Origin of the sequence: Streptomyces sp. NPDC029044, from assembly GCF_040637495.1 — a bacterium.
In the GTDB taxonomy this organism is placed as follows: domain Bacteria; phylum Actinomycetota; class Actinomycetes; order Streptomycetales; family Streptomycetaceae; genus Streptomyces.
The window spans coordinates 22,779-44,113 of record NZ_JBEZWN010000062.1 but is presented as its reverse complement, the minus strand read 5'-3'; the positions used below and the strand labels follow the sequence as shown (position 1 = coordinate 44,113).

Below are 21,335 nucleotides of genomic sequence, written 5' to 3'. Positions count from 1 at the left end.
TGCGGCCTGCGGCCTGCGGCCTGCGGCCTGCGGCCTCCAGCCAGCGGCCTGCGGCCTGCGGCCTGCGGCCTGCGGCCTGCGGCCTGCCGCCTGTCCGCCTGGACCGCGGGAGCGGGGCCCGAGTCCGCGCGTCCGTGTTCCGACGTGTGCTCCGGGGCGTCCGCCGGGCTCGCGGGGACTGCGGCCCGCTTCTGTGGGTCCGTGTTCCGACGTGTGCTCCGGGGTGGCGGCCCGGCCTGCGGGGACTGCGGCCCGCTTCTGTGGGTCCGTGTTCCGATGCGCGCTCCGCCGGGCTCGCGGGGAGCGCGGCCCGCTTCTGTGGGTCCGCGTTCCGACGTGTGCTCCGGGGCGTCCGCCCGGCTCGCGGGGAGCGCGGCCCGCTTCTGTGGGTCCGCGTTCCGACGTGTGCTCCGGGGTGGCGGCCCGGCCTGCGGGGACTGCGGCCCGCTTCTGTGGGTCCGTGTTCCGATGCGTGCTCCGGGGCGTCCGCCCGGCTCGCGGGGAGCGCGGCCCGCTTCTGTGCGTCCGTGTTCCGATTCCGGCGCGCGTTCTTGGGCGGCCGTCCCGCCCGAGGGCGGCCGCCCCTCCCGACCCGCGGGGCCGCGACGCGAGTCCACGCGTCCGCGTTCTGGCCCCGAGGTTCCTGGGGCCCTGGCACCAGGCTGCACGGTGTCCGCCCCGCGCCGCTGCACCCCGCTCCCCTTGCCCGGGCCGTACGCCTGACGCACGCTGTTCGTATGGGTGCGCAAGACGGCCCAACGCTCATCAACTCCGTCCAGCGGGCCATGCGGCTGCTGGAGGCGGTGAGCGCGCACGAGAACGGCGCGCCGGCCAAGCAGCTGGCGCGCGAGACGCGCCTGCCCCTGGCCACGACCTATCACCTGCTGCGGACCCTGGTGCACGACGGGTACGTGCGCAAGCTGGACGACGGCGGCTTCATCCTCGGTGACAAGCTCCAGACCCTTCAGTCCACCGGGCGTGCGCAGGCGCTGCTCAGCCGGGTCCGGCCCACCCTCGCCGCCCTGCGGGACGAGCTCGCGACCGCCGCCTACCTCACCTTCTACGAGGAGGGCGAGATCCGGGTCGCGGAGATCGTCGACGGCCCCGGTACCCCGCGTGTCGATCTCTGGGTGGGTTTCGAGGACGCGGGGCACGCCACCGCGCTGGGGAAGTCCGTCCTGCGCGAGCTGGACGAGGAGGCCCGCCGGGACTACCTGTCCCGCCACCACCTCGCCGACCTCACCCCCCGGACCGTCACCAGCCTTCCGGAACTGCTCCGGCGACTGGAGACCCCGCCGCTGGCCCCGGCCATCACGGACCTGGAGGAGTACTCGCTCGGCACGGTCTGTGTCGCCGTCCCGGTCTACAGCGGGGACACCGTCGGCTCCCTGGGTGTCTCGCTGCCGTCGAACCGGCTCTCCCGGCTGCCGGAGATCCGCGAGCGGCTGCTGCCGACCGCGAGCCGCGTGACGAGGGGCCTCTCGCTCACTATCTGAAAATCCGCTCCTTGCCCGCGCCCCGACTCACCCCGTTCTCTGGATGAAACGGACATTCCGTGGGCGCTCCCGAGCCTCGCGCCCCGCTCACAGGTGAGGACATCGATAGCGACATGAGCCATGCGCGAGACCTTGGTGGCGGTCACCGGCCTGCACGGCCGTTCAGCGTCCGAGTGGCCGGTGTCAGGACGTCGGCCCGCAGACGCGCACTCGCGCAGCTGGCTGCCGGCACGCCCGCCCTGCCCGCGCTGGTCGTCTGCGTCGTCGCGCTCTCCGGCCTCGCCGACGGCGCCGGCATGATCTGGCTGCCCCTGCTCGTGGCCGGTCCCGCTCTGGCGGCCACGACCAACGGGCCGCGCGGTGTCTTCTGGGTCGGTTCCCTCACCGCGCTGCTCGGCGCCCTGCTCGGGGCCCGGGACGATGTGCCGGGCCGGGAACTGGCCGCCGTATTGGCGGCTCTGGTGACGGTCACCCTCGCGAGCGGCCTGGCCAGCGTGCTGCGCGGGCGGCGGGAACGGGTGCTCGCCGCCGTCCGCTCGGTCGCGGAGACCGCCCAGCACGCACTGCTGAAGCCCGTGCCGGCGACGGTCGGGCCGTTCCAGGCGGCCGTCCGTTACAGCGCGGCGGCGGCCGAGGCCCGGATCGGCGGGGACCTGTACGCGCTGATACCCACCCCGCACGGCGTCCGGCTGATCGTCGGCGACGTGCGCGGCAAGGGGCTTCCGGCCGTGGGAACCGCGGCGCTGGTGCTCGGTGTCTTCCGGGAAGCCGCCCACGACGAGCCCGATCTCCTCGCCGTGGTCGAGCGCATCGAGCGGAGTCTCGCCCGCAACCTCGGCCACGACGACTTCGTCACCGCCGTGGTCGCCGGGTACCCGAGGGACGGGCACCTGGAGGTCGTCAACTGCGGGCACGCGCCTCCGTTGCTGGTCAGCGCCTCCGGGAGCATCAGCGCCGTGGAGCCCCCGCTGCCGGCGCCGCCGCTGGGCCTGCGCGCGCTCGCGGGCCACACGCCCGGACTCCAGACGCTGCCCTTCGCCGACGGCGACCAACTGCTGCTCTACACCGACGGTGTCACCGAGGCCCGCAACGGCGGACGGGCCTTCTACCCGCTCGCCGAAGGGCTGGAACGCCACGTCTCCCACGAGCCGGCCCGCACCCTCGACGCCTTGCACGACGAACTGCTGGCCCACGTGGGCGGCCGGCTGCACGACGACGCGGCCCTGCTCCTGATCCGCAAACCGGCCGCCGGCCGGACGGTGACCCCCGGTGCGGGCCACCCCGGCCCCACCGCGGCCGCCCGGGCGGCCGAGGCGCAGTGCTGCTCCTGAGAGCCGTCGCGTCCGCCGCGGATCACGCCTCGCGCAGGTCCTTCACCCGGCGGATCTTGCCCACGGAGCGTTCCAGGGTCTCCGGTTCGACGGTCGTCACGTCGGCGGTGATGCCGATGCCGTCCTTGACGGCTCTCGCGATCGCGCCGGCCGCGGCTTCGCCCTGCTCGGGGCCGGTGCCGGGGCGGGTCTCGACGAGGACGGTCATGTGGTCCAGGCGGCCGCGCCGGGTCAGCCGGATCTGGAAGTGCGGCGCGACGCCCGGCGTGCGCAGCACGATCTCTTCGATCTGGCTGGGGAAGACGTTCACCCCACGCAGGATGATCATGTCGTCGCAGCGGCCGGTGATCTTTTGGATGCGGCGGAAGCCGGGCCGGGCCGTGCCGGGGAGCAGCCGGGTCAGATCGCGGGTGCGGTACCGGACCACCGGCAGGGCCTCCTTGGTCAGGGAGGTGAAGACCAGCTCGCCCTCCTCGCCCTCGGGCAGCACCTCACCCGTGACCGGATCGACGACCTCGGGGTAGAAGTGGTCCTCCCACACGTGCAGCCCGTCCTTGGTCTCCACGCACTCCTGGGCGACGCCCGGACCGATCACCTCGGACAGGCCGTATATGTCGACGGCGTGGATGTCCGTCCGCTCCTCGATCTCGCGGCGCATCTCCTCCGTCCACGGCTCGGCCCCGAAGATGCCCACGCGCAGGCTGGTGCCGCGTGGGTCGATGCCCTGACGCTCGAACTCGTCGAGCAGGGTGAGCATGTAGGACGGGGTGACCATGATGATCTCGGGCCGGAAGTCCTGGATGATCTGCACCTGGCGCGCGGTCATGCCGCCGGAGGCCGGGATCACCAGGCAACCGGCACGCTCCGCGCCGTAATGCGCGCCGAGGCCCCCGGTGAAGAGCCCGTACCCGTAGGAGATGTGCACCTTGTGGCCCGGGCGCCCGCCGGCGGCGCGGATCGAGCGGGCGACCAGGTCCGCCCACATCGACAGGTCGTTCTCCGTGTAGCCGACCACCGTGGGGCGGCCGGTGGTCCCGCTGGAGGCGTGTACGCGCCGCACCTGCTCCATGGGGACGGCGAACATCCCGAACGGGTAGGTGTCCCTGAGGTCGGCCTTGGTGGTGAAGGGGAAGCGGGCCAGGTCCGCCAGCGAGCGGCAGTCGTCGGGGGAGACCCCGGCCGCGTCGAACTTCTTCCGGTACGCCTCCACGTTGTCGTAGGCGTGCCGGAGGCTGCGGCGCAGACGGTCGAGCTGGAGCTCGCGCAACTGCTCGCGCGTCAGGCGCTCCCCGTCGTCGAGCAGGCCGTGGGGGAGGGGCTCGCCGCGCCGCCGGCCGGCCGTGGCCGCGGGGTCCGTGGTGGTGTCCGCTTCCCCGGTCATGCCGACTCCTCCGGCCTCGTGCTCCCGACGCCGCGGCTGCGGCCCCGGAACTCCGCCATCATTTCGTCACCCCGCCGGACGGTCACCCCGTGGACGCCGCCGCGGGCGTGGCGCACGCGCTTCTCGGCCCGTGCCACGAGGGTGTCCTCCTCGTGGCACGGCGCCACGAAGGTGGTGTCCGCGGCGGACATCGCCTCCGCGGCCGCCGTCGCGTCAGCGGTACGGGTCATGTCTCGCACCCCTCGTAGACCGACCGACCATTCGGTTAGTTCGGCGCTGCCAAGTAATCCAGCCGTCCCGGTGACTGTCAAGGGTCCCGGACTTCCCCGGAGGTCTTACCAAGGCACGCCGACGTGTCCTACGATGGACCGAACGAATGGTCGGTTGGGAAGTGGGACGGATGGATACGACACGCTCCAGCCCCGTGGAGACGGACGGCGCCGGGCCGGATCTCCAGCAGCACTTCGACGCGACGATCGCGCGGGACCAGCGGATCGAGCCGCGCGACTGGATGCCGGAGGGCTACCGGAAGACACTGATCCGGCAGATCGCGCAGCACGCGCACTCGGAGATCATCGGCATGCAGCCGGAGGGTGAGTGGATCACCCGCGCGCCGTCGCTGCGCCGCAAGGCCATTCTGTTCGCCAAGGTCCAGGACGAGGCCGGGCACGGGCTGTACCTCTACTCGGCGGCGGAGACGCTGGGCGCCGACCGCGCCGACCTGACCGGGCGGCTGATCGAGGGCCGCCAGAAGTACTCGTCGATCTTCAACTACCCGACGCTGAGCTTCGCCGACGTCGGGGTGATCGGCTGGTTCGTGGACGGCGCCGCGATCTGCAACCAGGTGCCGCTGTGCCGCTCCTCGTACGGGCCGTACGCGCGCGCCATGGTGCGGATCTGCAAGGAGGAGTCCTTCCACCAGCGGCAGGGCTACGAGCTGCTGATGACGATGATGCGCGGCACCCCGGAGCAGCGCGAGATGGTGCAGGACGCGGTGAACCGCTGGTGGTGGCCGTCGCTGATGATGTTCGGCCCGCCCGACGACGCCTCGCCCAACTCCGCCCAGTCCATGGCCTGGAAGATCAAACGGCACAGCAACGACGAACTGCGCCGGCGCTTCGTCGACATGACCGTCCCGCAGGCCGAGAAGCTCGGCGTGACGCTCCCCGACCCGGAGCTGCGCTGGAACGAGGAGCGCGGCCACCACGACTTCGGCACGCCCGACTGGGACGAGCTGATGCGGGTCATCAAGGGCGACGGCCCGTGCAACGACCAGCGGATGGAACGGCGCCGCACGGCCCACGAGGAGGGCGCCTGGGTGCGCGAGGCGGCCACCGCCCACGCCGCCAAGCAGGCCGCCCGCGCGGAGAAGGGAGCGGTGGCATGACCGCCGACAAGCAGGACTGGCCGCTGTACGAGGTGTTCGTGCGCGGCAAGCGCGGGCTGAACCACGTCCACGTGGGATCGCTGCACGCCGCCGACGACCGCATGGCGCTCACCCACGCCCGCGACCTGTACACCCGGCGCAACGAGGGCGTCTCCCTCTGGGTCGTGCGCTCGGAGCACATCGCCGCCTCCACCCGCGACGAGAAGGACCCCTTCTTCGAGCCCAGCGCCGACAAGGTCTACCGGCACCCGACGTTCTACGACATCCCCGACGACGTCCCCCACATCTGAAGGACAGGGCATGAGCGACGACCACGTCTACATGACCCTCGCCGAGGGCCACGAGGACGACACCCGCTGGGCCTACGGAACCGGCTTCGAGGACCCCCTGCACGGCGTGGACACCACCGTGCCCGAGGGCGTCGACGCCGCCGGACTGGCGGACCTCTGCGTCGCCCTGGCCGACGACGCCCTGGTCTGCGCCCAGCGGCTCGCCGAGTGGACCACCCGCGCCCCCGAACTGGAGGAGGAGGTGGCGCTGGCCAACATCGGGCTCGACCTGCTCGGCCAGGCCCGCCTGCTGTACTCCCGCGCGGGCCAGGCCGACGGCACCGGCCGCGACGAGGACGCCTACGCCTACTTCCGCGACGCCGGCGACTTCCGCAACGTACGCCTGGCCGAACTCCCCAACGGCGACTTCGCGTTCTCCGTCGTGCGGCTGCTGGTGTTCGCCAGCTGGCGCCTCGCGCACTTCGAGCGGCTCACCGCGCACCGCGACCCGGTGCTCGCGGCGATCGCCGCCAAGGCCGTGAAGGAGCTGGCGTACCACCGCCAGTACGCCGCCGAGTGGGCCGTGCGCCTGGGCGACGGCACCGAGGAGTCGCACCGGAGGATGCGCAAGGCGCAGGAACAGGTGGCCCCCTACCTGGGCGAGCTGTTCACGGCGTACGACGTCCGGGACGAGGTCGTCGCCGTTCTGCGCCAGGTCACCGAGGCGGCCGGGCTGCCCATGCCCGTCTACCGCCCGCTGCCCGGCTCGGGCCGCACCGGGGAGCACACCGAGCACCTCGTGCCGCTGCTGGCCGAGTTGCAGGGCGTGGCCCGGGCCCACCCGGGGGCGACATGGTGACCACGATCCCGGACGCGCGACGGGCCCGGCACATCGCCGAACAGGTGCCCGACCCCGAACTGCCCATGCTCACCCTGGCCGACCTCGGAGTGCTGCGCGAGGTGTCGCTCACCGAGGACGGCACGGTGGTCGCGAGCCTGACCCCGACCTACTCGGGCTGCCCCGCCATGGCGGAGATGCGCGCCGGCGTGGCCGCCCGGCTGCGGGACGCCGGGTACGCGCGCGTGGAGATCCGCACCGTCCTGGACCCGCCCTGGACCAGCGACTGGATCACGGAGGACGGCCGGCGCAAGCTCGCCGAGCACGGCATCGCCCCGCCGGGCGCCGCCCCCGCGCGCGCCACCGGCCCGGTCCCGCTCGTGCTGTCGGCGACCCGCCGCTCGGTGCCCTGCCCCCGCTGCGGGCACCCCGACACCGAGGAGACCTCCCGCTTCGGCGCCACGTCCTGCAAGTCCCTGTGGCGCTGCCTCGCCTGCCGCGAGCCGTTCGAGTACGTCAAGGAGATCTGATGGAGGACCTGATGGAGCCGGCCCCCGCCCCGGCGGCACGCGCGCGTGCCCGCCGACGTCCGGTCTTCCACCCCCTGCGGGTCGCCGCCGTGCAGCCGCTGTGCGAGGACGCGGCAGCCGTGAGCTTCGACATCCCGGCCGAGCTGGCCGAGGAGTTCACCTTCTCGCCCGGCCAGTCGCTCACCCTGCGGCGCGACATCGACGGCCGGGACGAGCGGCGCTCCTACTCGATCTGCGCCCCCGCCGGCACCGCGCCCCGCATCGGCGTCCGCGTGGTGCCGGGCGGCCTGTTCTCCTCCTGGCTGGTGCACGACGTACGCCCCGGCGACACGGTCGAGGTGATGGCGCCCACCGGTGCCTTCACCCCCGACCTCACCACCCACGGCCACCACGTCCTGATCGCCGCGGGCTCCGGCATCACCCCCATGGTCTCCATCGCCGAGTCCGTCCTGGCCGCCGACCCCCGCTCACGCGTCACCCTCCTCTACGGCAACCGCCGTACCGGCACGGTGATGTTCGCCGACGAACTCGCCGACCTGAAGGACCTCTACCCGGCGCGGTTCCAGCTCGCCCACGTCCTGTCCCGCGAGCCCCGCGAGGCCGAGGTGCTCTCCGGCCGCCTCGACGCCGAGCGGCTCTCCGCCCTCGTCGACGCCCTGGTCGACGTCGAATCCGCCGACCACTGGTGGCTGTGCGGCCCGCACGGCATGGTCCGCGCCGCCCAGCAGGTCCTGGCCGGCCTCGGCGTGCCCGCCGACCGCGTCCACCAGGAGCTCTTCTACGCCGACGACGAGCCCGTCCGCGAGGTCCACCACGCCGAGACCGGCCCCTCCGGCCCCGTCAGCCAGGTCACCGTCACCCTCGACGGCCGCTCCACCACCTCCCCCCTGCCCCGCGACCGCACCCTCCTCGAAGGCGCCCAGCAGACCCGCCCCGACCTGCCCTTCGCCTGCAAGGGCGGAGTCTGCGGCACCTGCCGCGCCCTCGTCACCGACGGCAAGGCCGACATGCGCCGCAACTTCGCCCTCGAACCGTCCGAAGTCGACGCGGGCTACGTCCTCACGTGCCAGACGTTCCCGGTGTCCGAGGCGTTGACGGTGGACTTCGACACCTGAGCCTGCCGAGAGCGGGCCAGCCGGCGGCCACAGGCCTGGGCCGGGGCCTCGACGTACCGGTGGGTCAGGACGCACAGCGGCAACAGGAGGGCGAAGAAGGCCACTTCGAGCACGGCGTGGTCGTCGCTGCGGCGTCCGACGGTGCCGTCGATCACCGCGAGCAGCACCGGATGCACCAGATACACCGAATAGCTGATCGCGCCCAGGCCGGTCAGCAGCCCCGGCACCCGACGGCGGCGCCAGGCCAGCCCGGCGGCGAAGGTCAGCACGGCCAGCAGGAACGACACGATCCAGCCGCGCCGTGTGAAGTGGTGGCCGTCGCCGTACCGGTAGGCGCTCCCGATGGCACAGACGATCACCACGACGGCCGCGCCCGCGGCGTTGTGCCAGGTGCTCTGCCCCCGCTCGGCCCGGTGGACGGCGGTACCCAGGAACATGACGGCGAGGATCACCAGCCCCTCCCACACCGGGACCGTGCCGTTGAACGCAACCAGCACGAGGGCCAGCGCTCCGCCCAGCACGCCCCCGAACACCCGCACCACCGGTGCGGCGGAACTCGCACAGCACAGGGCGGCCGCCATGGCGACCGACGCCAACGCGATCAGCGGACCGGTCCCGGCCCGACCGGACAGCGCGGACACCGGCAGCGACGCCCCCGCCACCGCGCTCACCACGGCGAGCACGGCCAGGGCGACGGCCACCGACGCGGACCGGTGGTGCAGCCGGACCGTGAAGAGGGCGACCACCAGCAGGTAGAAGCACATCTCGTACGAGAGCGTCCAGAGGACGAGCAGGACATTGGGTGTCCCCAGCAGCTCCTGGAGCAGGGTGGCGTGGGCGAGGATCACGGTGACCGCGTCCTGCCGGCCGAAGTCACGCAGCCCCGCGAGCCCCAGGAGGTCCACCGCGAGCAGCACCGCGACGACGACCGCCAACAGCGGGTACACCCGGAAGACCCGTCCGATCCAGAACGCCCGCACGCAGCCCCGGCGTTCCAGCGACGCCGGGATGATGTAGCCGCTGACCAGGAAGAACACCATGACGCCGTAGCGGCTGGTGTTGAACTGCGGCATCAACTCCCCCCGCAAGTCCGGCATGAAGGTGTGGGACGAGTGGTCGAACACCACGACGAGTGCGGCGAGAGCGCGCAGCGCGTCGAGCCACCCCGACCGCGCGCTCACCGGTCACAGGGTTTCACCTCGTAGCGCTCGACCTCGTCCCGGGGGACCGGCTCGCCCCACGAGTTCTCGATCACCAGCGTGCTGCCGCGGCGCAGGGTGACGGGCCAGGCGCGAATGGGGTCGCCCTCGGCGGTCAGGACCATGACCCGGGGGATGTTCCACGAGCTGCACACGTCCCCGGGAGCGACCACATCCACGCGGATGCCCCACGGCCGCACCCGCTCGGCGAGTTCCAGCTGGTCGTCGATGCCGAAGCCCTGCTTGACGGTGAGTTCGACACTGCCGTTGTCGTGGCGCTCCACCGCGAACGCGCCGGAGTCGGCGGGCGAGCCGGGCGCCACCACCGTGGCGGCCCACACCGCTGCGCAGGCCGCCACCACCACGGCGATCCGGCGCGGGGCGGACCGGCGGCGAACAGCAGCCGTCACCCCGCCCGGGTCCGCTTCGGCCCCGGCCCCGCGCAGCTCGATCTCCTTCGTCAGCTCACCGAGCAGCCGGTCCTCGAACGTCGTCCTCGTGCTCATGCTTCCCCCCTTGCCACGTACACCAGCGATGCCTCCGGCGGCTGCGCCGTCCGGCAGTCCGTCTCCTCGCGCAGTGCCTTGCGCGCCCGGTGCAGCCGGACCCGGGCCGTGACCTGGCGGATGCCCAGCGCGGTCGCGGCCTCGGTGACCGTGAGCTGGTCGACCGCGATCAGTTCCATCACGGCCCGCTCACCCTCGGGCAGTCGCGCGAGCGCGGCCAGGACGCGCCGCCCCGGGCTCTCCGCGTCGAGCTTGTCCTCGATGCGGGCGATGTCGTCGGGCTCCAGCAACCGCCGCCCGGAGATGCGCCGATCGCGTTCGGTCTCCCGGGCGACCCGGCGGCGCTCCGACGACACGACGTTGCGCGCGATGCCGTACAGCCAGGCCGTCTCGCTGCCGAGATGCGGCCGGTAGGTGGGGCCCGAGTCGAGGACGGCGAGGAAGATCTCCGCCGTCAGGTCGGCCGCCGTGTGCGGGTCGGCCACCCGGCGGGCCACGAAGCGCAGCACGGCGTCGACGTGACGCCGGTAGAACTCCTCGAAGAGCCGCGGGTCGCCGACCGCAGCAGCGGGCCCACTCCGTAACCGTTCCGCGTCGTCCACCGATGTCCCCTTCTCGTCGACAGGTGCCTGTCACTTGTTCTTGGAACGGGACGCGCGAAGCGTTACAGGGGATGCGGTCCGCGGCCGGTGCGCAGGACCCGCAACACCGTGAGGGCCACGTGCAGTTCGGTGCGGCGCTCGCCGGACTCGAGGTCGGTGTCGAGGAGGCGCTCGACGGTGCGCAGCCGCTGGTAGAGGGTCTCCCTGGAGAGACCGCCGCGCCGGGCAGCGGTGGTCTTGTTGCCTGCGGCGTCGAGGTAGTGGCCCAGGGTCGCCAGCAGGTCGGTGCCGTGCCGGGTGTCGTGGTCGATGAGCCGGCCCAGCCGGCGTTCCGTGTAGTCCTGGATCCGGGAGTCCTCGCGCAGCGCGTACAGCAGCCGGCGCAAGCCGATGTCCGGCAGCTCGTGGAACGAACGGTCCACGGGGAGGGGCTGGCCGGGCGGGGTGGCCTCTATGACCCGGGCCGCCTCCCGGAACGAGCGTGCGCTGTCGGCGAGATCCGCGACCTCCGAGCCCACGCCGACGATCGCCTCCGGGGCCAGCGCCAGCGCGGTGCGGCTGAGGCGTTCGGCCACGGGCCGCCAGGGCTGGGCGGGCCGCAGGGCCAGCAGGACGCCGAGGCGGCGGGGGGACAGTTCGCCGACCAGGGCCGGGATCCCGGCCGACCTCAGCTCCCGGTGCAGTCGGGTCTCCGGCTCGGTGCCCGCCCCCGCGGGTCCCAGGTCCACGAGGACGGCCAGGAACACGCCGGCCTCCGTCGGCAGACCCAGCGCGGCGCAGCGGGCCCGGACGTCCTCGGCGGAGTGGTGGCGCTGCTCCACCAGCTCGCGCAGGGCGTTGCGGTGGGCCGTGTGCTCCCACGGGGTGGAGTGGATGAGCCGGGCCACGGTCAGGGCCATCGCCGTCCGCTCAAGCACGGTGACGTGCTCCGGTCCGAAAGCCGGCCCGTCGGCGGGCAGCATGGCCAGACGACCCCAGCGTTCGCCCTGGTAGGAGACGGGCGCGGTGAGCCAGCCCTCCGGGCCGCCCACCCCGGTGCGGTCGCCCGGCCCGGCCGCCCGGGAGCGCCGCTCCCAGTCCCCGAGCGTCTGCTCCACCGTGCTCCCCGAGGGTTCGCAGATCAGCGCCTGGTGCGCCAGGTTCTCCAGCACGACCGTCCGGCCGCTCATCTCCGCCGCGGCGCGTACCACGTCCTCCGGTCCCGCCCCGCGCAACGTCAGAGCCGTGAACGCCTCGTGGATCCGCTGCGTCCGCCGCATCGCGTCGGCCTGGTTGCCGAGGATCAGCGCGTGCACGACCTGCGTGACCTCCAGGAAGTTGACGTCCCTGGCGAGGGTGACCAGCGGCAGCCCGCGGGCCCGGCACGCCTGCACGAGGGCGTCGGGCGGCCGGTGGTAGCGGCGTACGAGTTCGATGACCAGGGCGGCCGCCCCCACCTCGGTGAGTTCGTCGACATAGCGGCGGACGCCCGCGGCGTCCTCGGGCAGCGGCATGCCCGTCGTCAGCACCAGCTCGCCGCCCTTGAGGAAGGAGGCGGGGTCCGTCAGCTCCGTGATGTGCACCCAGCGCACCGGCCGGTCCAGCGCGGTCACGCCCGTGACGACCTGGGGCTGTCCGGCGGCCAGGACCGGCAGGGCGAGGACGTCGGCGAGAGTCGGTGCGCGACCGGCCGGGGCGGAGTCACGGCCGGCCGCCGGGGGGTGAACGGTCACGGTGCCTCCCTGCGTGCCCGGTCACTCTGACAAGCGGGGCTGACCTGCGCAAGAGCTGTCCACCCGAGGGTGAGGTGGTGCCTGGGGGGTCCGGCGGTTGACACAACGTCCGGACAACGGGTTCCGGCTGGACAGATCACGCGTTGTCGGCCTCCGCGGCGGCCTGGATGCTCGAAGACCGGAGCTGAGCCAAGCAACCAGACCTCGTCCTACGGCCGGGAGACACCATGACCGCACTGTCGCCGCACCTTCGCCAGGCCACGCCCGTCGTGGCGGACCGGGGCGAGGGCGTCCACCTCTACGGTGAGGACGGCCGCCGCTACCTCGACTTCACCGCCGGTATCGGCGTCACCAGCACCGGGCACTGCCACCCCAAGGTCGTGGCGGCGGCGCAGGAGCAGGTGGGCTCCCTGATTCACGGCCAGTACACGACCGTGATGCACCGGCCGCTGCGCCGTCTGGTCGACAAGCTGGGCGAGGTGCTGCCGGCCGGCCTGGACAGCCTGTTCTTCACCAACTCCGGCAGCGAGGCCGTCGAGGCGGCGCTCCGGCTGGCCCGCCAGGCCACCGGCCGGCCGAACGTCGTCGTCTGCCACGGTGGTTTCCACGGCCGCACGGTCGCCGCGGCCTCCATGACCACCTCCGGCATCCGCTTCCGGTCCGGGTTCTCGCCGCTGATGAGCGGCGTGGTCGTCACCCCGTTCCCGACGGCCTTCCGGTACGGCTGGGACGAGGAGACCGCCACCCGCTTCGCCCTCAAGGAACTCGACTACACCCTCCAGACGATCTCGTCGCCCGCCGACACGGCGGCGATCATCGTCGAGCCGGTCCTCGGTGAGGGCGGCTACGTCCCCGCGAACCGCGCCTTCCTCGAAGGGCTGCGGGAACGGGCGGACCGCCACGGCTTCCTGCTGATCTTCGACGAGGTGCAGACCGGAGTCGGCCGCACCGGCCGCTTCTGGGGCCATGACCACTTCGGCGTCACCCCCGACATCCTCGTCACCGCCAAGGGCCTGGCCAGCGGCTTCCCCCTGTCCGGCATCGCCGCCTCCGAGGAACTGATGGCCAAGGCCTGGCCCGGCTCGCAGGGCGGCACGTACGGTGCCAACGCCGTGGCCTGCGCCGCGGCCTGCGCGACGCTCGACGTCGTGCGCGACGAGAAGCTCGTCGAGAACGCCGAGGCGATGGGCAAGCGGCTGCGCCAGGGCCTGGAGGCGGTGGCCGACCGGACGCCGGGCATCGGTGACGTGCGCGGTCTCGGCCTGATGCTCGCCACCGAGTTCGTCACCGAGGACGGCAGTCCCGACTCCGAGACCGCCGCCCGCGTGCAGCGCGCCGCGATCGACGAGGGTCTGCTCCTGCTGCTGTGCGGCGCCTCGAACCAGGTCGTCCGTATGATCCCGGCACTCGTGATCGACGAGGCGGGCGTCGACGAGGGCCTTCAGGCCTGGGCGAACGCGGTCGAGGCCGGAACAACGGGGGCCGGAGAGCGATGACCACCGCCACCCGCGACCTGGCGGGTCTCACGGCGCGCCTCGCCGAGCTCGCGCCCGGTCTACGGGTGGAGACCGGCCCGGGGGCAACGGGCGCGTATGCCTACGACGCCTCCAACTACCGTGTGCCGCCGCGAGCGGTGGCCTTCCCGCGCAGTGCCGACGACGTGGTCGCGGTGCTGCGGGCCTGCCGTGAGGCGGGTGTGCCGGTCACAGCCCGGGGCGGCGGCACGAGCATGGCGGGCAACGCCGTCGGTCCGGGGCTGGTGCTGGACTTCTCCCGGTACATGAACCGGATCCTGGACATCGACGTCGAGGCGCGCACCGCGCGGGTCGAGGCGGGTGTCGTCCTGGACGCGCTGCGCAGTGCGACCGCGCTGCACGGGCTGGACTTCGGCCCGGACCCGTCGTCGCACAGCCGCTGCACCCTCGGCGGCATGATCGGCAATGACGCCTGCGGGAACCGGTCGGTGCGCGACGGGCGGACCAGCGGGCACGTCGTGGCGCTGGAGATCGTGACGGCTGACGGCGTGCGGGCCGTGGCCGACCACGCAGGGCTGCACCCGGTGGATCCTGGCGATGCCGGGCCGGTCGCCCGGCTGGAAGCCGGCCTCAAGCGGCTGGTCGGTGAGAACCTGGCACTGCTCCGCACCGAGCTGGGCCGCATCCCGCGGCAGGTCTCCGGCTACCAGCTCCACCACCTCCTGCCGGAGAACGGCTTCGACCTGGCCCGCGCCCTGGTGGGCACCGAAGGCACCTGTGCGGTCGTCACCGCCGCGACGGTCCGCCTGGTGGCGACCGCACAGGCATCCACCCTGCTGACCCTGGGCTACGACGACGTGGTCCAGGCGGCCGAGGACGTGCCGGAGATCCTGCGCTTCACGCCGAGTGCGGTGGAGGGCATGGACGAGGCGATCGTGGCCACCATGCGCGCCCGTCGCGGGGCCGATTCCGTCACCGGCCTGCCCGAGGGGCGGGCGTGGCTGTACGTCGAGCTCGAAGGCGACGACCAGGCCGGGGTGAACGCCCGGGCCGCCGAACTGCTGGACGCGCTCAAGGCCCAGGGGCGGCTGACCGGGGGCCGGGTCGTGCAGAGCCCGGCGGAGCGGCGTTCGCTGTGGCGGGTGCGCGAGGACGGGGCCGGGCTCGCCGCCCGGCTCGTCGACGGCGGGGAGTCCTGGCCCGGCTGGGAGGACGCCGCCGTCGCCCCGGAGAACCTCGCCGCCTACCTGCGCGGATTCCGCAAGCTGCTCGCCTCCCACGAGCTGACCGGTGTGCTGTACGGGCACTTCGGCGCCGGCTGCGTCCACGTGCGGATCGACTTCGACATGACCAGCGACACCGGCCGGGAGGTCATGCGCCGCTTCCTCACCGAGGCCGCCGCGCTGGTCGTCGAACACGGCGGCACCCTGTCCGGTGAACACGGTGACGGACGCGCCCGCAGCGAGCTGTTGCAGGTCATGTACAGCCACCGCATGATCGCCGCGTTCACCGCCTTCAAGCAGACCTTCGACCCCGACGGTCTGCTCAACCCGGGAGTGATCGTCGACCCGGCCCCACTCGACGCCGACCTCGCGCTGCGCGAACTTCCCCTGCTGGAGGCCACGTTCACTTTCCCGCACGACGAGGACGGCTTCGCCGGTGCCGTGCGCCGGTGTGTCGGCGTCGGGCGTTGCCGCAGTGACGCGGGCGGGGTGATGTGCCCGAGCTACCGGGCCACGGGTGAGGAGAACGACTCCACCCGCGGCCGGGCCCGCATGCTCCAGGAGATGGTCCGCGGCGAAGCCGTCACGGACGGCTGGCGCTCCACCGAGGTGCGCGACGCCCTCGACCTGTGCCTGTCCTGCAAGGCCTGCTCCAGTGACTGCCCGGTCGGGGTCGACATGGCCACCTACAAGGCAGAGTTCCTCCACCAGCACTACAAGGGCCGCCTGCGCCCCCGCTCCCACTACTCCCTCGGCTGGCTGCCCCTCACCTCGGCCCTGGCCGGATACGCCGCCCGCCCGATCAACCTGCTGCTGCGCGGCCCGATCGGCAAGCTCCTGGCCCGCCTGGGCGGTGTCACCACCCGGCGCAGGATTCCCGCCTTCGCCTCCCGCCGCGCCCTGCGCAGAACCCTCCGGGCGGCGAAGACCGACGAACCGGCCAAGGCCATCCTCTTCGTCGACAGCTTCACCCGCGCCTTCCGCCCCCAGGTCGCGGGAGCGGCGAGCCGTGCCCTGGCCGACGCCGGTATCCCCTGCACCCCGCAGGACGGCCTGTGCTGCGGACTGACCTGGGTCAGCACCGGCCAGCTCGCCACGGCCCGCAAGATCATGGACCGCACGGTCATCGCCCTCGACGACGACGGTGACGACCGGCCGATCATCGTGGCCGAACCCAGCTGCGCCGCCGCCCTCAAACGCGACGTACCCGAACTCCTCGGCACCGAGGCCGCCCGGCGCGTCGCCGACCGCGTGCAGACCTTCACCGGGGCACTGACCGACCTGGCCGACGCGGGCTGGACCCCACCGCCCCTCCCTGAGAACGTCGTGCTCCAGACCCACTGCCACGAGTACGCCACCTTCAAGGGCCGCCGCCCAGCCGACCTGCTGCGCCGCCTCGGTGTCCGCGAAGTGGACGAGGCCGAGGGCTGCTGCGGACTCGCCGGCAACTTCGGCTTCGAGGCCCAGCACTACGACACCTCCATGGCCGTGGCCGAGCTGGCTCTCAAGCCCCGCATCGACAACCTCGGCGGACGCCCCGTGGTCGCCGACGGCTTCAGCTGCGCCACCCAGATCGACCACCTCGCCGGCGGGGACGTCCGCGCCCTGCACCTCGCCGAACTCCTCGACCCCGCCGCCGATCAACCAGGAGAGACGACATGACCGAGGTACTGACCCAGTTGTTCATCGGCGGTGCCTGGGTGGACGCCGCGGACGGTGCCACCATGCCCGTCGACGACCCGGCCACCGGCGAGATCCTCTGCCAGGTCGCCGACGCCGGACCGAAGGACGCCCGGCTCGCCGAGGAAGCGGCCGTGCAGGCTCAGACCGACTGGGCCCGCACCCCGCCCCGGGCGCGCAGCGAGATCCTGCGCCGCGCCCACGAGCTCATCCTGGAGCGCACCGACGAACTCGCCCACCTGATGACCTCCGAGATGGGCAAGCCGCTCGCCGAAGCCCGTGGCGAGGTGGCTTACGCGGCGGAGTTCTTCCGCTGGTTCTCCGAGGAAGCCGTCCGGATCGACGGCGGCCACGGCCTGCTGCCCGACGGGCGTAACCGCATGCTGCTCTCCCGCCGCCCGGTCGGCCCCTGCCTGCTGATCACGCCGTGGAACTTCCCGCTGGCCATGGGCACCCGCAAGATCGGCCCGGCGATCGCCGCGGGTTGCACGATGATCCTCAAGCCCGCCCCGCAGACCCCGCTCTCCAGCCTCGCGCTGGCCGGGATCCTCAAGGAGGCCGGGCTGCCGGACGGTGTGCTGAACGTCGTCACCACCTCCCGCGCCGGCGAGGTGTGCGAGCCGCTGTTGCGCGGCGGCCGGATCCGCAAGCTGTCCTTCACGGGCTCCACCGCCGTGGGCCGGCTGCTGCTCGCGCAGTGCGCCGACACGGTCGTGCGCACCTCGATGGAGCTGGGTGGGAACGCGCCGTTCATCGTCTTCGACGACGCCGACCTGGACGTGGCCGTCGACGGGGCGATGGTCGCCAAGATGCGCAACATGGGCGAGGCCTGCACGGCCGCCAACCGCTTCTTCGTCCACCGGTCGGTCGCCGACGAGTTCGGCCGGCGGCTCGCCGAGCGGATGGGCGCCCTCGTGGTGGGCCCCGGCACCCGGGGCGGCGTCGACGTCGGCCCGCTGATCGACGCCGCCGGGCGTGCCAAGGTGGAGGAACTCGTGGCCGACGCGGTCGAGCGCGGAGCCGAGGTGCTCGTGGGCGGCCGCAGGCCGGAAGGGCCCGGCCACTTCTACCCGCCGACCGTGCTCGCCGGCGTCGACCCCGGCAGCCGCCTGATGGACACGGAGATCTTCGGCCCGGTCGCCGCGATCCTCACCTTCGACGACGAGGACGAGGTCCTGCGCCGCGCCAACGACACGCCCTGGGGTCTCGTCGGCTACGTCTTCACCCAGGGCCTGGACCGCGGCCTGCGCGTGAGCGAAGGGCTGGAGGTGGGCATGGTGGGCCTGAACACCGGCCTCGTCTCCAACCCGGCGGCTCCGTTCGGCGGCGTCAAGCAGTCCGGGCTCGGACGCGAGGGCGGCCGGGTCGGGATCGACGAGTTCCTGGAGTACCAGTACGTGGCGGTGCCTGTGCGGTGACGAGACCGGCTGTCGCATGAAGGTATGAATGGGTCTTCATGTGTTCCTGTATGGTGTGAGGCGCCGACGCGCCCCCGCCAGAAGGACCCCTGATGACCTCCACCCTCACACCGCAGCCGGTCGAACGGACGAAGCCCGAGCGCCCCGGGGCGGTGGCCCGGCGGCGGACCCGCGTCCTCGCTCTCCCCGAGGCACGCTGGGCCGCCGCGGCCACCGCCTTCTTCCTGCTCGCCCTGCCCTTGCAGCTGACCGGCGCCCCTGCCTGGGCCTGGGGGCCGCTGTACGCCCTGTCGTACGTCACGGGCGGCTGGGAGCCGGGCTGGGAAGGGCTCAAGGCCCTGAAGGAACGCACCCTCGACGTCGACCTGCTGATGGTCGTGGCCGCCCTGGGCGCCGCATCCATCGGGCAGGTCATGGACGGCGCCCTGCTCATCGTCATCTTCGCCACCTCGGGCGCGCTGGAGGCCCTGGCCACGGCCCGCACCGCCGATTCCGTGCGCGGCCTGCTCGACCTGGCCCCCGCCACGGCCACCCGGCTGAGCCCCGACGGCGGTGAACAGGCCGTGTCCGTCGAGGAGCTGACGGTCGGCGACACCGTCCTGGTGCGCCCGGGGGAGCGTGTCGGAGCCGACGGCCGGGTGCTGGACGGGGCGAGCGAGGTGGACCAGGCCACCATCACCGGCGAGCCGCTGCCCGTGCCGAAGGAGCGGGGCGACGAGGTCTTCGCGGGCACCCTCAACGGCACCGGCGCCCTCCGGATCCGGGTGGAGCGCGACGCCTCCGACTCGGTGATCGCCCGGATCGTGCGCATGGTGCAGGAGGCGTCCGAGACCAAGGCGCCCACGCAGCTGTTCATCGAGAAGGTCGAACAGCGCTACTCGCTGGGCATGGTGGCCGCGACCCTGGCCGTCTTCCTGGTCCCGCTCGCCTTCGGAGAACAGCTCACCGAGGCACTGCTGCGCGCCATGACGTTCATGATCGTCGCCTCGCCCTGCGCGGTCGTGCTGGCCACCATGCCGCCGCTGCTGTCGGCCATCGCCAACGCCGGACGGCACGGCGTGCTCGTGAAGTCGGCCGTGGTGATGGAGCGGATCGGGCAGGTGGACGCGGTCGCGCTGGACAAGACCGGCACGCTCACCGAGGGCAGCCCCCGCGTCACCGACGTGCGGCCGCTGCCCGGATCCGGCCTGGACGAGGACGCGTTGCTGACGCTGGCGGCCGCCGCCGAGCGGCCCAGTGAGCATCCGCTGGCCCGGGCGGTGGTGGACGCGGCCCGCGAGCGCGGCCTCGGCCTGCCCGACGCGGCGGACTTCACCTCCGCGCCCGGCGTGGGAGTCACCGCCGTCGTCGGCGGCCGCACGGTCGCCGTCGGCGCACCGGCCCGGCTGCTGGACGACACCCCCGGCGCCGCCGCGGAACTGGAGGAGTCCGGCCGCACCGCCGTCCTGGTCGTCGTCGACGGCACCCCCGCCGGACTGCTCGGCATCGCCGACCGGCTGCGCCCGGACGCCGCTGCCACCATCGCCTCCCTCGCCACGCTCACCGGCACCGCCCCGGTGCTCCTCACCGGCGACAACCCCCGGGCCGCCGCGCACCTCGCCGCCGAGGCCGGCATCGACGACGTGCGCGCCGGGCTGCTGCCGCAGGACAAGCTGGCCGCCGTGCAGGAGATGGAAGGCGCGGGCCGCAAGGTGCTGGTCGTCGGGGACGGCGTCAACGACGCCCCCGCCCTGGCCGCCGCGCACACCGGCATCGCCATGGGCCGGGCCGGCTCCGACCTGGCCCTGGAGACCGCGGACGCCGTCATCGTGCGCGACGAACTCGCCGCGGTCCCCGCCACCGTCGCCCTGTCCCGCCGCGCCCGCAGGCTGGTCGTGCAGAACCTCGTCATCGCGGGGGTGTTCATCACCGGACTCGTCGTCTGGGACCTGGCCGGGAACCTGCCGCTGCCGCTGGGCGTCGCGGGCCACGAGGGCTCCACGGTCCTGGTCGGCCTGAACGGGCTGCGGTTGCTGAGGGAAGGGGCCTGGCAGCGGGCCGCCGCCGAGGGAAACGGCTGACGAACGACCCTCAGCGTACCGGCGGGGGACCGCTGCTGGCCCGCTCCACCAGGTCCACGGGCACCAGGGTGTCGACGCGGGGCCGGTCGCCCGGGCCGTCGATCCGGTCCAGGAGGAGCCGCAGCGAACGGGTGCCGATCTCCGCGAAGTCGGTGCGGACGGTGGTCAGCGGCGGCAGGAAGTGCGCCGCCTCCGGCACGTCGTCGTAGCCGACGACGCTGACGTCCCCGGGGACGGACCGTCCGGCCTCGTGCAGGGCGTGCAGCAGGCCGAGCGCCATCTGGTCGTTGGACGCGAACACCGCCGTCACATCGGGGCGCCGGGCCAGCGAACGGCCCAGGTCGTAGCCGGAGCCGGCGCTCCAGTCCCCGACGAGAGGGGCCGGTACGGCGGCACCCGCGGCCCGGAGCGTCGACTGCCAGCTCGCCAGCCGGTGGTCGGCCGAGGTCCAGCCGGCCGGGCCCGCGATGTGCCACACGGTCGCGTGCCCGAGACCGAGGAGGTGCTCGGTGGCCTTGCGGGCCCCGGTGCGGGAATCGCCGGTGACCAGGGCGGTTTCCTCGTCGAGCGCGTTCTCCAGCACCACCAGGGGGGTGCCCAGGCCGGTCGTCTCGGCCAGTGCCCGGCCCACCCACAGCTGCGGCGCGATCGCGATCACGCCGTCCGCGCCCTCGGCCGACAGCCGGTCGACGGCCTCGACGACGGTGTCGTGGTCGGCCGTGTCCAGGGCGATGGAGCTGACGAGGTAACCGGCCTCCTGGGCCGCCGTGTTGATCGCGGTCAGGATCGAGGCCGGCCCGTAGCGGGCGGCGTCGAAGGAGATGACCCCGAGCATCCGGGTCCTGCCGCTGGCCAGGGACCGCGCGCTGCGGCTGGGCCGGTAGCCGAGGGTGCGCATGGCCTCCAGGACCGCCTCGCGTGTCTCGCGGCGCACGGCCGGGTGATCGTTGAGGACCCGCGAGACGGTCTGCTTGGAGACCCCGGCGATCCGGGCCACGTCAGCCATGACCGGGCGCGCCCCCGCGAAGTTGCGCTTGCTGCGGCCCTTGGGCGCAGGACCGTCGGCCGCGCTCGGTGTCATGGCGGGTGATGTCCTCGATGTCGGTACGGCGG

Annotated in this window: 18 protein-coding genes; 11 read left to right on the top strand and 7 right to left on the bottom strand. The window is 73.3% G+C overall.

The features are described from left to right. Positions 1-737: 737 nt before the first annotated feature. Together AB0E85_RS32720 and AB0E85_RS32715 are read left to right on the top strand one after the other, a co-directional pair. Positions 738-1,496 (top strand): IclR family transcriptional regulator, encoded by a 759-nt coding sequence (locus AB0E85_RS32720; protein WP_361934929.1) that lies wholly within the window; start codon positions 738-740, stop codon positions 1,494-1,496. Positions 1,497-1,609: 113 nt separating this feature from the next. Next, entirely contained in the window at positions 1,610-2,827 is a 1,218-nt protein-coding gene (locus tag AB0E85_RS32715) for a PP2C family protein-serine/threonine phosphatase (RefSeq protein ID WP_361934927.1), read from the top strand. Positions 2,828-2,849: 22 nt separating this feature from the next. On the opposite strand, the gene paaK is transcribed toward AB0E85_RS32715, so the two are convergent. Together paaK and AB0E85_RS32705 are read right to left on the bottom strand one after the other, a co-directional pair. Beyond that, positions 2,850-4,208 carry a phenylacetate--CoA ligase PaaK gene (gene paaK, locus AB0E85_RS32710; RefSeq protein ID WP_361934924.1) on the bottom strand — a complete coding sequence of 453 codons (1,359 nt, stop codon included), beginning with the start codon at positions 4,206-4,208 and terminating at the stop codon, positions 2,850-2,852. Continuing rightward, entirely contained in the window at positions 4,205-4,438 is a 234-nt protein-coding gene (locus AB0E85_RS32705; protein ID WP_361934921.1) for a hypothetical protein, read from the bottom strand. Before AB0E85_RS32705 ends, paaK begins: the two co-directional genes overlap by 4 nt. Before the next feature lie 170 nt (positions 4,439-4,608). Here AB0E85_RS32705 and paaA point away from each other — a divergent pair, with 170 nt between their 5' ends. From paaA to paaE, 5 genes are read left to right on the top strand one after another with little or no spacing between them, the layout of a single operon-like run. Further along, positions 4,609-5,595, top strand: a complete 987-nt coding sequence (gene paaA / locus AB0E85_RS32700; RefSeq protein WP_361934918.1) for a 1,2-phenylacetyl-CoA epoxidase subunit PaaA — start codon at positions 4,609-4,611, stop codon at positions 5,593-5,595. Beyond that, positions 5,592-5,885, top strand: a complete 294-nt coding sequence (gene paaB, locus AB0E85_RS32695) for a 1,2-phenylacetyl-CoA epoxidase subunit PaaB (protein ID WP_361934915.1) — start codon at positions 5,592-5,594, stop codon at positions 5,883-5,885. Before paaA ends, paaB begins: the two co-directional genes overlap by 4 nt. Before the next feature lie 10 nt (positions 5,886-5,895). Then, positions 5,896-6,723 carry a 1,2-phenylacetyl-CoA epoxidase subunit PaaC gene (gene paaC / locus AB0E85_RS32690; RefSeq protein ID WP_361934913.1) on the top strand — a complete coding sequence of 276 codons (828 nt, stop codon included), beginning with the start codon at positions 5,896-5,898 and terminating at the stop codon, positions 6,721-6,723. Then, positions 6,717-7,232 carry a 1,2-phenylacetyl-CoA epoxidase subunit PaaD gene (paaD, locus tag AB0E85_RS32685; RefSeq protein WP_361934910.1) on the top strand — a complete coding sequence of 172 codons (516 nt, stop codon included), beginning with the start codon at positions 6,717-6,719 and terminating at the stop codon, positions 7,230-7,232. The genes paaC and paaD overlap by 7 nt, the downstream gene beginning before the upstream one ends. A gap of 11 nt (positions 7,233-7,243) precedes the next feature. Further along, entirely contained in the window at positions 7,244-8,347 is a 1,104-nt protein-coding gene (paaE, locus tag AB0E85_RS32680; RefSeq protein ID WP_361934934.1) for a 1,2-phenylacetyl-CoA epoxidase subunit PaaE, read from the top strand. Here the strand turns inward: paaE and AB0E85_RS32675 are convergent. From AB0E85_RS32675 to AB0E85_RS32660, 4 genes are all read right to left on the bottom strand, one after another. Beyond that, positions 8,284-9,528, bottom strand: a complete 1,245-nt coding sequence (locus tag AB0E85_RS32675; RefSeq protein WP_361934908.1) for an acyltransferase — start codon at positions 9,526-9,528, stop codon at positions 8,284-8,286. The genes paaE and AB0E85_RS32675 overlap by 64 nt on opposite strands. Further along, on the bottom strand, positions 9,525-10,052 hold the full coding sequence (locus tag AB0E85_RS32670) for a hypothetical protein (RefSeq protein ID WP_361934905.1): 528 nt from the start codon (positions 10,050-10,052) through the stop codon (positions 9,525-9,527). The genes AB0E85_RS32675 and AB0E85_RS32670 overlap by 4 nt, the downstream gene beginning before the upstream one ends. Then, positions 10,049-10,654 carry an RNA polymerase sigma factor gene (locus AB0E85_RS32665; RefSeq protein ID WP_361934902.1) on the bottom strand — a complete coding sequence of 202 codons (606 nt, stop codon included), beginning with the start codon at positions 10,652-10,654 and terminating at the stop codon, positions 10,049-10,051. Before AB0E85_RS32665 ends, AB0E85_RS32670 begins: the two co-directional genes overlap by 4 nt. Positions 10,655-10,716: 62 nt before the next feature. Next, positions 10,717-12,366 carry a PucR family transcriptional regulator ligand-binding domain-containing protein gene (locus AB0E85_RS32660; protein ID WP_361934900.1) on the bottom strand — a complete coding sequence of 550 codons (1,650 nt, stop codon included), beginning with the start codon at positions 12,364-12,366 and terminating at the stop codon, positions 10,717-10,719. A 227-nt stretch (positions 12,367-12,593) separates the two neighbouring features. Here AB0E85_RS32660 and AB0E85_RS32655 point away from each other — a divergent pair, with 227 nt between their 5' ends. From AB0E85_RS32655 to AB0E85_RS32640, 4 genes are all read left to right on the top strand, one after another. Beyond that, positions 12,594-13,862 (top strand): aminotransferase class III-fold pyridoxal phosphate-dependent enzyme, encoded by a 1,269-nt coding sequence (locus AB0E85_RS32655; RefSeq protein WP_361934898.1) that lies wholly within the window; start codon positions 12,594-12,596, stop codon positions 13,860-13,862. Then, positions 13,859-16,726 carry an FAD-binding and (Fe-S)-binding domain-containing protein gene (locus AB0E85_RS32650; RefSeq protein WP_361934896.1) on the top strand — a complete coding sequence of 956 codons (2,868 nt, stop codon included), beginning with the start codon at positions 13,859-13,861 and terminating at the stop codon, positions 16,724-16,726. The genes AB0E85_RS32655 and AB0E85_RS32650 overlap by 4 nt, the downstream gene beginning before the upstream one ends. After that, positions 16,723-18,162: an NAD-dependent succinate-semialdehyde dehydrogenase gene (locus AB0E85_RS32645; protein ID WP_361934894.1), complete on the top strand. Its 1,440-nt coding sequence runs from the start codon at positions 16,723-16,725 to the stop codon at positions 18,160-18,162. Before AB0E85_RS32650 ends, AB0E85_RS32645 begins: the two co-directional genes overlap by 4 nt. Before the next feature lie 92 nt (positions 18,163-18,254). Beyond that, positions 18,255-20,222 carry a heavy metal translocating P-type ATPase gene (locus tag AB0E85_RS32640; protein ID WP_361934892.1) on the top strand — a complete coding sequence of 656 codons (1,968 nt, stop codon included), beginning with the start codon at positions 18,255-18,257 and terminating at the stop codon, positions 20,220-20,222. Between the two features lie 10 nt (positions 20,223-20,232). On the opposite strand, the gene AB0E85_RS32635 is transcribed toward AB0E85_RS32640, so the two are convergent. After that, on the bottom strand, positions 20,233-21,303 hold the full coding sequence (locus AB0E85_RS32635) for a LacI family DNA-binding transcriptional regulator (RefSeq protein ID WP_361934889.1): 1,071 nt from the start codon (positions 21,301-21,303) through the stop codon (positions 20,233-20,235). Positions 21,304-21,335: the final 32 nt, after the last annotated feature.